The sequence below is a fragment of the Trichloromonas sp. genome (assembly GCF_041583255.1).
GTDB lineage: Bacteria > Desulfobacterota > Desulfuromonadia > Desulfuromonadales > Trichloromonadaceae > Trichloromonas.
Window position 1 is genome coordinate 1 of record NZ_JBFHGD010000082.1, and the last position, 13449, is coordinate 13449.

Annotated in this window: 16 protein-coding genes; 13 read left to right on the forward strand and 3 right to left on the reverse strand. The window is 62.4% G+C overall.

All coding sequences use genetic code 11. The annotated features are described in order from the left end of the window. Positions 1-215: hypothetical protein (locus tag ABYV89_RS08365; protein ID WP_432822496.1), on the reverse strand; the 215-nt coding region annotated here is incomplete at its 3' end. Positions 216-392: 177 nt separating this feature from the next. Between ABYV89_RS08365 and pyk the strand changes: the two genes are divergently transcribed. The 13 genes from pyk to ybgF all read left to right on the forward strand — a co-directional run bounded on the left by pyk (position 393) and on the right by ybgF (position 11140). Further along, positions 393-1841: a pyruvate kinase gene (gene pyk, locus ABYV89_RS08370; protein ID WP_432822497.1), complete on the forward strand. Its 1449-nt coding sequence runs from the start codon at positions 393-395 to the stop codon at positions 1839-1841. A gap of 118 nt (positions 1842-1959) precedes the next feature. Further along, positions 1960-2220, forward strand: a complete 261-nt coding sequence (locus ABYV89_RS08375; protein ID WP_432822498.1) for a type II toxin-antitoxin system Phd/YefM family antitoxin — start codon at positions 1960-1962, stop codon at positions 2218-2220. Continuing rightward, positions 2217-2492: a type II toxin-antitoxin system RelE/ParE family toxin gene (locus ABYV89_RS08380; protein ID WP_432822499.1), complete on the forward strand. Its 276-nt coding sequence runs from the start codon at positions 2217-2219 to the stop codon at positions 2490-2492. The genes ABYV89_RS08375 and ABYV89_RS08380 overlap by 4 nt, the downstream gene beginning before the upstream one ends. Positions 2493-2603: 111 nt before the next feature. Beyond that, positions 2604-3302, forward strand: a complete 699-nt coding sequence (queC, locus tag ABYV89_RS08385) for a 7-cyano-7-deazaguanine synthase QueC (RefSeq protein ID WP_432822500.1) — start codon at positions 2604-2606, stop codon at positions 3300-3302. 150 nt (positions 3303-3452) lie between these two features. Further along, the gene (gene folE2 / locus ABYV89_RS08390; RefSeq protein WP_432822511.1) at positions 3453-4220 is read left to right on the forward strand and encodes a GTP cyclohydrolase FolE2; all 768 of its coding nucleotides are present in this window, start codon (positions 3453-3455) and stop codon (positions 4218-4220) included. A 24-nt stretch (positions 4221-4244) separates the two neighbouring features. Then, a complete protein-coding gene (locus ABYV89_RS08395; protein WP_432822501.1) occupies positions 4245-4943 on the forward strand; it encodes a TIGR04282 family arsenosugar biosynthesis glycosyltransferase in 699 nt (232 codons plus the stop codon). Between the two features lie 499 nt (positions 4944-5442). Next, a complete protein-coding gene (locus tag ABYV89_RS08400; protein ID WP_432822502.1) occupies positions 5443-6030 on the forward strand; it encodes an HD domain-containing protein in 588 nt (195 codons plus the stop codon). 118 nt (positions 6031-6148) lie between these two features. Beyond that, on the forward strand, positions 6149-6820 hold the full coding sequence (gene tolQ, locus ABYV89_RS08405) for a protein TolQ (protein WP_432822503.1): 672 nt from the start codon (positions 6149-6151) through the stop codon (positions 6818-6820). A 93-nt stretch (positions 6821-6913) separates the two neighbouring features. Continuing rightward, complete coding sequence (tolR, locus tag ABYV89_RS08410; protein ID WP_432822504.1) at positions 6914-7342, forward strand: protein TolR; 429 nt, start codon at positions 6914-6916, stop codon at positions 7340-7342. Positions 7343-7439: 97 nt separating this feature from the next. Further along, positions 7440-8297, forward strand: coding sequence for a TonB C-terminal domain-containing protein (locus ABYV89_RS08415; RefSeq protein WP_432822505.1), 858 nt, complete (start codon positions 7440-7442; stop codon positions 8295-8297). Further along, positions 8294-9595, forward strand: coding sequence for a Tol-Pal system beta propeller repeat protein TolB (tolB, locus tag ABYV89_RS08420; RefSeq protein ID WP_432822506.1), 1302 nt, complete (start codon positions 8294-8296; stop codon positions 9593-9595). Before ABYV89_RS08415 ends, tolB begins: the two co-directional genes overlap by 4 nt. 116 nt (positions 9596-9711) lie before the next feature. Continuing rightward, complete coding sequence (pal, locus tag ABYV89_RS08425; protein ID WP_432822507.1) at positions 9712-10272, forward strand: peptidoglycan-associated lipoprotein Pal; 561 nt, start codon at positions 9712-9714, stop codon at positions 10270-10272. A 67-nt stretch (positions 10273-10339) separates the two neighbouring features. Continuing rightward, complete coding sequence (ybgF, locus tag ABYV89_RS08430) at positions 10340-11140, forward strand: tol-pal system protein YbgF (protein ID WP_432822508.1); 801 nt, start codon at positions 10340-10342, stop codon at positions 11138-11140. 75 nt (positions 11141-11215) lie between these two features. Here the strand turns inward: ybgF and ABYV89_RS08435 are convergent, their stop codons facing one another. Both ABYV89_RS08435 and ABYV89_RS08440 read right to left on the reverse strand, forming a co-directional pair. Further along, entirely contained in the window at positions 11216-12928 is a 1713-nt protein-coding gene (locus ABYV89_RS08435; RefSeq protein ID WP_432822509.1) for a cation:proton antiporter domain-containing protein, read from the reverse strand. 197 nt (positions 12929-13125) lie between these two features. After that, complete coding sequence (locus ABYV89_RS08440) at positions 13126-13356, reverse strand: hypothetical protein (RefSeq protein ID WP_432822510.1); 231 nt, start codon at positions 13354-13356, stop codon at positions 13126-13128. Between the last annotated feature and the right edge of the window lie 93 nt (positions 13357-13449).

Below are 13449 nucleotides of genomic sequence, written 5' to 3' on the forward strand. Positions count from 1 at the left end.
ACCACGATGCGCCGCTCGCGGTAGAACTCGGCGATGACGGCGCCGTCGTCGCTGAAGACCCGGCTGATGATCGGCGGCTGGTAGTCGGCCAGGGTGTCGACCTTGGGCAGGGAGCCGGAGACGTAGAAATAGGCGCCGACCAGGGCGCCGAATCCGGCCAGCCCGAGGCCGAGACCGGTGATCAGGACAGTGCGGAGAATGTTTCGTATCGACATGGAACGGGTTGCCTCAGGGTTAAGAGAAGTCTGTATAAATACCACAAACCCCCGTGGTTAGCCAATTTTTTTGCCGTTTAAGCGGCGATATGCTATAGTTTCGCACTTGACCGGAACGAATCGCAGTCCTTTAAAAACAACCTGTTGCGTCTGCCCGATGACGCCAAGGAGCACCCCATGTACCGGCGTACCAAGATCGTCGCCACCCTCGGCCCCGCCAGCGAATCGGAAGCAATGCTGCTGGCCCTGATGGAGGCCGGTGCCGACGTCTTTCGTCTCAACTTTTCCCACGGCGACCAGGCCGGCAAGACCGTGCTGATCAAGCGCCTGCGCGACCTGTCGATCCAACGCCGACAGGCGGTCGCCATCCTTGCCGACCTGCAGGGGCCGAAAATCCGCACCGGCCGAATGAAAGACGGCGAACTGCTGCTGACCGCCGGCCAGGAGGTGGTGATCACCACCCGCGAGGTCCTCGGCGCCGACGGGGTCATCCCCACCAGCTACCGCAACCTGCCGGGGGACGTCAAGCCGGGCGATTCGATTCTGCTCGACGACGGCCTGCTCGAACTGCAGGTGCTCGCCGTCAGCGACGACGAGGTGCGCTGCCGGGCGCTGGTCGGCGGCCTGCTCAAGGACCGCAAGGGGATCAACCTGCCCGGGGTTAAGGTCTCGATCCCGGCCATGACCGCCAAGGATCACGACGACCTGCGCTTCTGCATCGAGCAGGAGATCGACTACGTCGCCCTCTCCTTCGTCCAGCAGGCCTCCGACGTGCTCGAACTCAGGGAAATCCTCTATCAGCAGAAAAGCGGCATGAGGGTCATCGCCAAGATCGAGAAACCCCAGGCGGTGGACGACTTCGACGCCATTCTGGCGGCGTCGGACGGCATCATGGTGGCCCGCGGCGATCTCGGCGTGGAGATGAGCCCGGAAAAGGTGCCGCTGATCCAGAAACGGATCATCCGCAAATGCAACGCCGCCGGCAAGCCGGTGATCACCGCCACCCAGATGCTCGAGAGCATGATCCACAACCCCAGGCCGACCCGCGCCGAGACCTCGGACGTGGCCAACGCCATCCTCGACGGCACCGACGCCATCATGCTGTCGGGGGAGACCGCTTCCGGCAAATACCCGGTCGAGGCGGTCTCGCTGATGGTTCGGGTGGCCCGCGACGTGGAGCAGGATCCCGTGCTGAAAGAGAAGGCCTATCATCCGATTCCCGAGGTGCTTGGCTACCGCCGGCTGCCCGAGGCGATCGGCCAGGCCGCCTGCCGCCTGGCGGAAACCGTCGGCGCCGCCGGCATCCTCGCCTTCACCCAGACCGGCAGTACCGCGGCGCTGGTCGCCAAGTACCGTCCCGACCTGCCGATCTTCGCCATCACCCCGTCCCACTACGCGCGGCGGCGGCTGGCCCTGTACGGCGGGGTCCGCTCGATCCGGGTCGACATCGAGGGGGACACCGAGGCGCAGATCCGCTCGGTGGAGCAGGCGGTGCTCTCCGCCGGGGTGCTGCAGCGCGGCGACGTGGTGGTCATCACCATGGGCAGCCCGGTCTCCTCGCCCGGCACCACCAACCTGCTGAAGGTGCACCGACTGGGAACCGGCGATTTTTACGAGGTACATTGAACTTCGGTGATTGGTGATTGGTTTAAAAGCACAAATCACCGCCCCTCAGGGGTTTGACAAACAGTGATGACAATAGTACTCTTTATCGCACTACTGAAAGACCTGTCGGAGGGATGGCGTGAAAACGATTGCTGCGAACGAATTGAAAACCAGGGGGGTCTCTTCTATCGAGAAGGCCCTTGAAAGCGCTGCCGAGGCGATCATATCGGTGCGTGGCCAGGACCGTTACGTGGTCATGGACGTAGAAGAGTACAACCGGCTGCGGGTCTGCGAACTGGAAGCGGCGCTGTACGAAACCCGCCAGCAAATCGCCGCCGGAGAGTGTATTGAGGAGAGCGTCGATGAACATATCGCACGGATCAGGACAGCCGCGAAATGAGCTTTCGGATCATCTATTCGCACAGCTATCTGAAGCGTGCGGCAAAGTTCATCAAACGCCATCCCGAACTTCTGCCTCAGTATGAAAAGACCCTCAAGCTCCTGGAACTCAATCCGTCGCACCCTTCTTTGCGGCTGCATCGGCTGAGCGGCAACCTGCGGGACCTGCATTCAGTCTCGATCAACCTCAGCTACCGGATTACCCTGGAGTTTCTGCTCGACGACGGCAGGATCATCCTGGTGAACGTCGGCAGCCATGATGAAATATACTGAAAGACAATGCTTGGTTGGCAAAGCATAAATCACCGCCTTAAAAGGTTTTAGCCAATCACCAATCACTAATCACCGCCTCTCAGGGTTTTCCGCTTTACACAGGAGCATTGCATGCCAAACCAGAAGAAGGCCGTGGTTCTCTACAGCGGCGGGCTCGATTCGACCACCTGCATGGCCATCGCCCGCGCCGATGGGTTTGCTCCGTACGCCATGAGCTTCGCCTACGGCCAGCGCCACAGCGTCGAGCTGGCCAAGGCCCGGGAGTACGCCCCCAGGGCCGGCGCCGTCGAGCACCAGCTGGTGGAGATCGACCTGCGCCGGATCGGCGGCAGCGCCCTGACCTCGGATTTGGCGGTGCCCAAGGACGGTGTGCAGGAAGGGGAGATCCCGGTCACCTACGTGCCGGCCCGCAACACCATCTTTCTCTCCTTCGCCCTCGGCTGGGCCGAGGTGCTCGGCGCCTTCGACATCTTCATCGGGGTCAACGCCCTCGACTACTCGGGCTATCCCGACTGCCGCCCCGAGTACATCGCCGCCTTCGAGGCGATGGCCAACCTGGCCACCCGGGCCGGAGTGGAAGGGGCCGGCCGCTACCGCATCCACACCCCGCTGATCGACCTCTCCAAGGCCGATATCGTGCGCAAGGGGCTGGCGCTCGGGGTCGACTACGCCCTCACCCACTCCTGCTACGACCCGGGCCCCGCCGGGCTGGCCTGCGGACAGTGCGACTCCTGCCGGCTGCGGCTAAAGGGCTTCGCCGAGGTCGGGATCAGCGATCCGGTGGCCTATGCCGGCAAGAGCGAGGACTGAAGAGAGTAGACCGGGATTGAATCCAATCACCAATCACCAATTACAAATTACCGCTTTTACAACGCGAAGAAGAAATCCATGACCAAACAAGCTGACAATTGCGACGCCTCCCGCCACACGCCTTGCGCCTCCCCGGCGGCGACCGGTTCGATGCCCGACCTGCAGCAGTCGCGGGACGACCGCAACATCGCCATCGACAAGGTGGGGGTGAAGAACATCCGCTACCCGATCGTCGTGCTCGACAAGAGCAAGGACAAGCAGCACACGGTGGCCCGCATCAACATGTACGTGGATCTGCCCCATCACTTCAAGGGGACCCACATGAGCCGCTTCATCGAAATTCTCAACCAGCATCACGGCGAAATCAGCATCGAGCGCATCGACACCATTTTGCAGGACATGAAGGACCGGCTCGAGGCTTCGAGCGCCCACCTGGAGCTGGAGTTCCCCTATTTCATCGAAAAGCGGGCGCCGGTCTCCGGGGCCCGCAGCCTGATGGAATACCAGTGCCAGATGATCGGCAGCCTCGGTGAGCAAACCGACTTCGTGCTCGGGGTCACCGTGCCGGTCACCTCGCTGTGCCCCTGCTCCCGCGACATCAGCGAGCGCGGCGCCCACAACCAGCGCAGCGCCGTCAGCGTGCAGATCCGCTACCGGCAGCACGTCTGGCTCGAAGACCTGATCGAGTGGATCGAAAGCTGCGGCAGCGCCCCGGTCTACTCACTGCTCAAGCGCGAGGACGAGAAGGCGGTAACCGAACAGGCTTACGACAACCCGATGTTCGTCGAGGACATCGTGCGGGCGGTCACCGAGAAGCTGCGGGGGGTCGAGGAGATCGAGTGGTTCCGGGTCGAGTGCGAGAATTTCGAATCGATCCACAACCATTCGGCCTACGCCCTGGTCGAACAGAAGCGCTAGACCGGACCGCCTGTGGATAAGCCTGTGGAAAGGGTGGACAAGTCAGCGACGGGACAACGGCCGGCGGATAAATCGCCCCTTTCTCGACCGGTGCTGGGGATTTTCGCCAAGGAACCGCGGCCGGGGCAGGTCAAGACCCGGCTCTGCCCGCCGCTCTCCCCAACCGAAGCCGCCGGGCTCTACCGGGCCTGCCTGGAAGAGACCGTCACCGCGATGCGCCGGGGCTCCTTCGCCCTGGTGATCTTCTACAGCGGCCACAAGGACTACTTCAGCGCGGCCTTTGCCGGCCTGCCGCTGCTCCCGCAGGCTGAGGGCGACCTGGGCCGGCGCATGGAGCAGGCCCTGCGCCTGCTGCTCGGGCGCGGGCACCCGGCGGCCGCCCTGATCGGCTCGGACAGTCCGGATCTCCCCCTGGCCCGGATCGAAGACGCCTTCGCCTTGCTGCAGCGAACCGACTGCGTCACCGCCCCGGCCGACGACGGCGGCTACGTGCTGGTCGGCGAACGCCGCCACCACCCGGAACTCTTTTGCGACATCCCCTGGAGCACCCCGCAGGTGCTGGCGGCGACCCGCAGCCGGGCCGCCGAACTCGGCATCGGCTACCTTGAGCTGCCGCCCTGGGACGACGTCGACGACCTCGCCTCGCTCTCGCGGCTGCTGCAGCGCTCACCCGGCTCGACCACGGCGCAATTCGCCCTGGCCCACCTCGCCCACCACCTTTAATCCGCCGCCGGCTTGCCCCGCTTCAGGGAAACGGGGTATAATGCGCGTCTGAGCAGGCCCGTGAATTCAAAACCACAAGCTTTATTTAGCCGCGGTCAGGATCTGCCAACATCTGTAACGGCAAGAAACAAAGCTCTTGGCTCGTGCTTTTCAACAGACCTTGACAGATTTTCACCGCGGCTAATCAGGCCCTTGACTTTATGAATCTAAATCTTTATTTAGCCGCGGTCAGGATCTGTCAACATCTGTAACGGCAAGAAACAAAGCTCTTAGCTTGGGGTTCTACAGACCTTAGCAGATTTTCACCGCGGCCAATCAGTCCTTTGACTTTGTGAATCTAAATCTTTATTTAGCCGCGGTCAGGATCTGTCAACATCTGTAACGGCAAGAAACAAAGCCCTTAGCTTGGGGTTCTACAGACCTTAGCAGATTTTCACCGCGGCCAATCAGGCCCTTGAACTCGAAAACTCAATCGTCTTTTTACGCCCACGGAGATCCATTGACCGACCTGGAATACATAGAACAGATTTTTCTGCTGCCCGAAGGGGCGCAGCGGGAACGGCGCTTCCGGCAGGACCCGGCGCTGCGGCAGATGCTGCCGGAGCTCTACCGGCTGGACGGCATCCCCCAGCGTCCCGATTATCACCCGGAGGGGGACGTGCTGACCCACACCCTGCTGGCCATCCGCCATCTCCCCGAAAACCCCGACCGGCGCCTGGCTTGGGGCGCCCTGCTTCACGATATCGGCAAGGCCGCCACCACCCGGGTGATCGACGGCCGCATCCGCGCCTTCGGCCATGACCGGGCCGGGGTCGAACTGACCGAGGCCATCCTCAACCGGCTGGGCATCGTCGGCCAGGAACAGGACGACATTCTCTGGCTGGTCCGCCATCACATGTTCGCCCTCAGCTGGCAGGTGGCCGAGCACGACCAGCTCAGCTCAAGGCAGTGGCGCTTTGTCGAAGATTCCCGCTTTAACCTGCTGCTCGAGCTTATGAAAATCGACGCCCTGGCCTCCGGCGCCAACCCGGAAAAGCTCCGCCAGGTCGACTTCTACCACCAGGCCCTCCGGCAGCTTCCCCGCTAGGATAATCGGTACGGCGGCTGTCGATGACGGCGCTATCGAATGCCATTGACTTGCACAGGCGCTTGCATGATAATCGCCGTCGTTATCCCCCTAACCCCCGTTTAAATGGAGGCAAATCTTGGATCTGATTCTCGGCGCCGGCCCGATTGTAAAGCTGGTTCTGTTGGTTCTGGTTTATTTTTCGGTGGTCTCCTGGGCCATCATTTTCTACAAGTTCCTGGTCATCCATCGCGCCACCCGCGACTCTGATCACTTTCTCGATTTCTTCTGGACCAAGAAGCGCTTCGACGTCATCGGCAAGGGGCTCAGGGACTACCCGAACTCGCCGCTGACCGTGCTGTTTCGCGAAGGCTACCAGGAACTGCTCAAGGTTCAGGGAAAGCGCCCCGGCGAGGAGGAAAGCAGCCTGACCACCGACCTCGGCGGTGCCGAAAACGTGGCCCGCGCCCTGCGCCGCGCCACCACCCAGGAAACCCACCGGCTGGAGAAGTTTCTGACCACCCTGGCGACCACCGGCTCCACCGCCCCCTTCATCGGCCTGTTCGGCACCGTCTGGGGGATCATGGACGCCTTCCGCGGCATCGGCGAAACCGGCAGTGCCTCGCTGGCGGTTGTTGCCCCCGGCATTTCCGAGGCGCTGGTCGCCACCGCCATCGGCCTGGTTGCGGCTATTCCGGCGGTCATGGGCTATAACCACTTCGTGCACAAGGTCAACGTGCTGACCGGCGAGATGGACAACTTCAGCCAGGAATTCCTCAATATCGTCGAACGCATGATGCGGAGAAACTGATGGATGTCCAAACAAACGATATTGCTCGCATGATGCGGAGGAACTGATGCCCTTCGAATCCAACGATATTGCTCGCATGATGCGGAGGAGCTGATGGACGTCGGACCTGGCAGAGGCGGCGGCCGCAGCGCCCTTTCGCAGATCAACGTAACCCCCTTTGTCGACGTCATGCTGGTGCTGCTGATCATCTTCATGGTCACCGCGCCGATGATGGAGCAGGGAGTCGATGTCAACCTCCCCGAGGTGGAGAACGGCCAGAGCCTGTCGGCGACCAAGGAACCGCTGGTGATCACCGTGGAGAAGAACGGCAGGATTTCTATCGGCCGCACCCAGGTCGACAGCGCCGCCAAGCTGACCCCGGTGCTGATCCAGATCCTCAAGGACAAGGCCGACGATGAAAAGGACGTCTTTCTCGAGGCCGATCGCGACGTCCCCTACGGCAAAGTCGTCCCGGTGATGGCGGCCATCAAGAAGGCCGGCGTGGCCAAGCTGGGGATGGTTTCCCAGGAGCCCAAACCCTGATGGCGTTGCCATCGGAGGCATAGTCGTCTGATGAGTCGCCGCGAAAGCACCAAACCCTGACCCTCCGCCGGAAGTTATCCGGCTGTAAGTCTTTTTTATGCACCCGAAACAGCACACACGGCAGGACATCAAGGCCCGCCCCGAGCCGGGGCTGGGGCGCATGATCGCCGTTTCATTCGTCGTTCACCTGGCGATCCTCGGACTCATGACCGGGGTCCTGATTCCCCGCATGTCCAAGCCGCCGAAACCGGTCTATATCGTCGACCTGGTCAACCGGCCGGTCAAGGATCCCCAGGCCGGCCGCCCCGACGCCCGCCCCCAGCCGGACAAAAAAGACAAGAAACCGGAGTCGGCGGCGACCAAGCCGGAACCGAAACCGGATGCGGTGAAACTGCCGCCCAAACCGGAGCCCAAGCCGAAAGTCGAGCCGAAACCGACGCCCAAGGCGGAGCCGAAACCCGAACCGAAACCTGCGGCCAAGCCGACCCCCAAGGCGGAAGCCAAGCCGACGGTGTCGAAAAAGGACGAGCAAAAGGTCAGCAGCGCCATCGAGGACCTGCGCCGGCGCCAGGAAATGCAGGCGCTCAAGGACAAGCTGGCCGCCATGGGCAGCAACGACACCCGCAACGCCGCCGGCAACGCCCCGGTCGGCATGATCGACGGCAAGGGGACCGAGGCGGGGGTTTCGAGCGATGCCTGGCTGCACGAGTTTCTGAAACAGGCCTGGCGTCTCTCCAAGTATCAGGTCGGGCGCACCGACCTGGCGGCAGAGGTCCAGCTCCTCTTCGATGCCAAGGGGCAGCTCCTTTCTTACAAATTCATCGACAAATCGGGCGATTCGCATTTTGACGATTCGGTCCTGCGGGCCATCCTGCAGTTAAAGGACTATCCCGAGCCGACCCTTGCGGGGGCAAAAAAAGATGTCGTGTTCAACCTAAAGGAATTGCTTAAATGAAAACGTTCTCGTGTCTTGTGATCACCCTGACCCTCCTCGCCGCTCTACTGGCGCCACCGGCCCTGGCCCAGATCGAAATCAGCGCCCCCGGCCAGCAGACGATCCCGCTGGCCCTGACCCGCTTCCTTCCGCTCGACGGGACGTCCCGGCCGGAACTGGCGGCGGAGATCAACCAGGTGCTCGAGGCCGACCTCGACCTCTCGGGCCTCTTCTCCCTGATCAATCCCGAATCGTTTCTCGGCGACGCCAACGTGCTCGGCCTGTCGAGCGTCGAAGTCGACTTCGGCCAGTGGCGGCTGCTGCGGGCCGAATCGCTGATCAAGGGGGGCTACGCGGTGCAGGGGGATCAGCTGACCCTGGAAGCCCGCCTCTACGACGTGGTGAGCCGCCGCCTGCTGGCCGGCCGCCGCTATATCGGCAAGCTTTCCGACCTGCGGCGCATGAGCCACACCTTCGCCGACCAGATCCTCAAGAGCCTGACCGGCGAGGCCGGCCCCTTCAACACCCGCATCGCCTACATCTCCAACCGCACCGGCAACAAGGAGCTCTACCTGATGGAGGTCGATGGCCACAACCCGGTGCGCATCACCGACCACCGCTCCATCGTCCTTAACCCCGACTTTTCCCACCAGGGCAAAGACCTGATCTTCACCTCGTACAAGGCCGGCAACCCCGACCTTTACCGCAAGGAGACCTATTCGGGGCGTGAAGCCAAGCTCTCGGCGCAGCAGGGCCTTAACATTGCTGGCCGCTACCGCCCGGACGGTCGGGAAATCGCGCTGACCCTGTCAAAGGACGGCAACTCCGAACTCTACCTGATCAGCACCGGCGGCACCATCCACAAGCGCCTGACCGATGCCTGGGGCATCGACGTCGACCCGTCCTGGAACCCCAACGGCGACCAGATCGCCTTCGTTTCCGACCGCCAGGGCAATCCGCATGTCTTCATCCTCGACGTGGTCACCGGCCAGGTCCGCCGCCTGACCAAGGACGGCAAGTACAACGTGACCCCGGCCTGGAACCCGAAGGGCGACCGCATCGCCTTCAGCCGCCTCGAGGGGGGCCGCTTCGACATCTACACCATCCGCCCCGACGGCACGGATGAGCGCCGCCTGACCTTCGGGCCCGGCAACAAGGAGCACGCCCGCTGGAGCCACGACGGCCGCTTCCTGGTCTATTCGTCGGACGAGGACGGCAAGCGCGGCATCTACCTCATGCGCGACGACGGCAGCGGCAGCCGCCGCGTTTCTCCGGCCGGCGGCGACTGCAGCCACCCGGCCTGGTCGGGCGAATGGTAAATCGATTGTTTTTTAAAACAATTTCTGTATAATCAGATGTATTTTTCATACGTAGGATATTTTCTCAGGGTTTTCTTTTTTTCGTTGTCTATCATTGTCTTAAGGAGCTCTAGATCATGAAAAAGCACACCATGCGCCTGCTGCTGTCCCTTACCCTGATTGCCGCCCTGATGTCCGGCTGCGCCAAAAAACCGGCTTCCGTCGTCGTCGACCCGATGGGCGCCCCCGTTGTCTCGACCATGCCGTCTGACAGCGTTGCCGGCTACGGCGACGGCTCGATCTCTGACCAGGCCGTCGGCGACCGTTCCGGCTACGGCTCCGGCGCCATGGGTGACGGCTCGGTTTACGGCCTGAACCGCATCTACTTCGAATTCGACCAGTTCACCCTGTCTGCCGAGGCCCGCGACATCCTGGCCAGCAACGTAGCCTACATGAAGGCCAACCCCGGCCTCAGGGTCCGCATTGAAGGGCACTGCGACGAGCGCGGTTCCGACGAATACAACCTGGCCCTGGGCGAGCGCCGCGCCAGCGCCACCAAAAGCTACATGGTTTCCCTCGGCATCGAGCCCAGCCGCCTGAGCATCATCTCCTACGGCGAGGAAATGCCGCTGGATCCGGGCAACTCCGACAGCGCCTGGTCGAAGAACCGCCGGGCCGAATTCAAAGACGCCCGCTGATCATCCTCGCATCATCCAGAAGGCCGCGCCCGGGCGCGGCCTTCGTTCTTGAAAAGGAACCAGAGCCATGAAACACCGCTGGATCAAACAGTCTCTTCTGCTGCTTGCCCTGCTGACACTTTCCACCGGGTGTATGACCCAGCGCGAACTGCGCATGGAACGGGATCTCGACGAAATGAAGAAACGCCTGGCCAAGGCGGAACTGAGCCTGGCGGCCCAGGGCAAGAGCCTGGCCGGCGAGCTTGAGCAGCGACTGGACGTGATCAGCCGCTCCCAGGCCGACCTGCAGGTGACCTCCGACACCCTGAAAGTCGACATCCAGTCCTTCAACGGGCGCTTCGAAGACCAGTCCCGCGATCGCGAAGAGCTGCGCTCGGACATGGGCCTGATGCGTGACGATCTCGGGCTCAAGATGGCCTCGCTCGAAGACCGGGTGCTCAAGCTCGAAGAAAACCGTGCCACGGCGACCACGGCTCCGGCGCTACAGGCCTCCCCGGAAAACCTCTACGAAACGGCGCTGGAAAAAATCCAGAAATCCGGCGACTATTCCGGAGCTCGCAACAATCTGCAGCTGTTCCTGAAAAACAACCCCCAGCATCCGCTGGCCGTCAATGCCCTGTACTGGATCGGCGAGTCGTATTATGGCGAGAAGAGCTATGAAAACGCCATCCTGCAGTTTCAGGATGTCATCCAGAAGCACCCGACCCATCCCAAGGCGCCGGCCGCCATGCTCAAGCAGGGGCTGTCGTTTCAGGCCCTCGGCGATATCCAGAACGCCAGGATCCTGATGCAGAAAGTCCAGGAGACCTACCCGCAATCGGAAGAAGCGGGCAAGGCGAAGGCCAAGCTGGTCGAGCTCAAGGGCTGAAAACAATCGGGGCAAAACACGGAAAGGGCGGTCAATTGACCGCCCTTTCTGCGTTTCGGGGGGAAGGAACCGGTTCTACTTCAGCCGCCGGAATGCCGCCATCACATCGTTCTGGCTGAGAATGCCGAGCAACCGGTCGGGCTGCTCCCGGTCGACCACCGGGAAAAAGCTGATGCTGCGCTTCTGCTCAAGCAGCGTGAGCGCCTCGCGCAGGGGCTGGTCGGGATAGAGCGCGTAGTGGTCGGCCGAGGTCAGATCCCCGGCCACCACCAGCGACATCAGGGACGGCTCGAACAGCAGGTTGCGGATTTCGGTGTAGTCGATCATGCCGACGAAACTGCCCCGGCCATCGACCACCGGGAAACGGTCGTAGCGGCTGTGGGCAATGATTTTGAGCAGGTCGTGATAGGGTGTGTTGTTGCGGATCGTTTCGACATTCTGCCGCATGACGTGGCGCACCAGGATGTCGCCGGGATCGTTCACCTGGTGACCGGCCGGCAGCCCGAGAGAACTGCGGAAGTGGGAAACCACGCTGTGCAGCCCTTCCAGGGCGTCCTGCGGCACCCGCTTCTGCAGCAGCGACAGCAGCGGCACCTCGCCGGCCCGGACCAGCCCGTGTCGCACCGCCAGCGGCCCGACCAGTTCGAAAACGACCACCGACCCGAGCACCACCGTTTCCACCAGCTTGCCCCCCTCGGGCCAGCTGGCCGCCAGCCCCGCGGCCAGACCGATCGCCACCCCGCCCTGGGAAAAGAGGGTGTAACAGATGGTCGCGCGCTCCCGCTCGCCAAAGTTGCCGAAGCGGGCGCCGATGCGCGGGCCCAGCCACTTCGCCAGCGAACGGGCGACGACATAGGCCACGCCGAGCAGGCCGATGTGAAAAAGGGTCTCCAGGTGCAGGCGGGCCCCGGCGAGCATGAAAAAGATCACGTACAGCGGGTAATCGACCTGCTTGAGCGACTCGAAGAGCCGATGCCAGATCGGCGAGCTGTTGGCCAGCACCATGCCGAGGGCGAAACAGGCCAGCAGCGGATTGACTTCGACGGCGCCGCACAGACTGACTGTCAGGATCACCCCGCCCAGCAGCAGCAGCTTGTGCTCACTCCCCAGTTCCAGGCGCTGGGCCCAGAACGAGAGGCCGAGGCCGAGCAGGCCCCCCAGGGTCAACGGAACCACCAGCTGCACCAGCACCTCGAAGTACCCCGTTGCGGGCCGGGTCAGGAGGGTGGCGGCCAGGGTAAAGACCGTGATGGTGGCCAGGTTATTCAACCCGATCAGGGTCATCACGGCCGTCGTCACCGGCCCCTCCGACTCGTATTCGCGGATGACCATCATGGTCGCCGCCGGCGCCGTGGTCATGGCGATGGAACCGAACAGGACTCCCAGGGCCAGGGAGGTCTCCAGCACCGTCCAGCTGCCGACCTGGTAACCGAGCAGCAGCAGGTTGGTCAGGCTGGTTGCCGCCCCGACCAGGAGGAAGGTGCCGGCGGTTTCGGCGAAGGAAAAGATCAGGATGCGGCCGCCCCAGCGGCGCAGGTTTTCAGCGCGGAACTGGGCACCGATGTTGGTCAGGATCAGGGCCAGCCCGATCTCTGAAAGGACCGACAATGAATCGAGGTTTTCTTCGCGCAGCACCGGCGGCAACCCCAGCAGGTGCGCCAGCGAAGGACCCAGCAGCAGGCCGGTCAACAGGTAGCCGGTGACGCGGGGAATGTGGCACAGAGATGCCAGTCGACCGCCGGCCAGGGCGCCCAGCAGGATGATCGCCAGGGTTGTGAGAATCGACACAAAGGACATCAGGAATCACTCGAGAAGAACAGATTGAATAGCACTGCAAATTTACGCGAACCGGCAGGAGATCCCAGGCGCGGACAATGAGGGTAGTGAACAACCCCCTGAAAAGGATAGCATAATGTATACGCAGGCCAAATAAAAAAGGGCTGCTCCGGCCGGAGCAGCCCTTAAAGATTTTCTTATCTTACCTTTTATTTGCTGGTTTGCTCAGCCGCCTCGCGGGTCGATGCGACACCGCGAACGATTCCGACCAGCAGCATCAGTGCAGGAACCAGCTGCATGGCGACGATCAGGCCGCAGAAGCCGAGGAAGAGCCACACCAGGATTCCGCTGCCCTGGGCTGCCGAGCCGGCGGCAAAGGCGCTGGTTGCCAGGGTCATGAGTCCGGTAAAGAGTGCGCTGGTTCTGGCGATCGCTTTCATGGTGTCCTCCTTTTAAGGTTTTTTTGAATCCGTTGCGTTCAGGTTTCTATGTTACTTGCTGGTTTCTTCGGCGGCTTCTTCGCGCGGAGCCAT

Bases quoted from the DNA above. Each gene is read 5' to 3' on its own strand.
- pyk (WP_432822497.1), top strand. From the start codon at position 393: ATGTACCGGCGTACCAAGATCGTCGCCACCCTCGGCCCCGCCAGCGAA.
- ABYV89_RS08380 (WP_432822499.1), top strand. From the start codon at position 2,217: ATGAGCTTTCGGATCATCTATTCGCACAGCTATCTGAAGCGTGCGGCA.
- queC (WP_432822500.1), top strand. From the start codon at position 2,604: ATGCCAAACCAGAAGAAGGCCGTGGTTCTCTACAGCGGCGGGCTCGAT.
- folE2 (WP_432822511.1), top strand. From the start codon at position 3,453: ATGCCCGACCTGCAGCAGTCGCGGGACGACCGCAACATCGCCATCGAC.
- tolR (WP_432822504.1), top strand. From the start codon at position 6,914: ATGGACGTCGGACCTGGCAGAGGCGGCGGCCGCAGCGCCCTTTCGCAG.
- ABYV89_RS08415 (WP_432822505.1), top strand. From the start codon at position 7,440: ATGCACCCGAAACAGCACACACGGCAGGACATCAAGGCCCGCCCCGAG.
- tolB (WP_432822506.1), top strand. From the start codon at position 8,294: ATGAAAACGTTCTCGTGTCTTGTGATCACCCTGACCCTCCTCGCCGCT.
- pal (WP_432822507.1), top strand. From the start codon at position 9,712: ATGAAAAAGCACACCATGCGCCTGCTGCTGTCCCTTACCCTGATTGCC.
- ybgF (WP_432822508.1), top strand. From the start codon at position 10,340: ATGAAACACCGCTGGATCAAACAGTCTCTTCTGCTGCTTGCCCTGCTG.
- ABYV89_RS08440 (WP_432822510.1), bottom strand. From the start codon at position 13,356: ATGAAAGCGATCGCCAGAACCAGCGCACTCTTTACCGGACTCATGACC.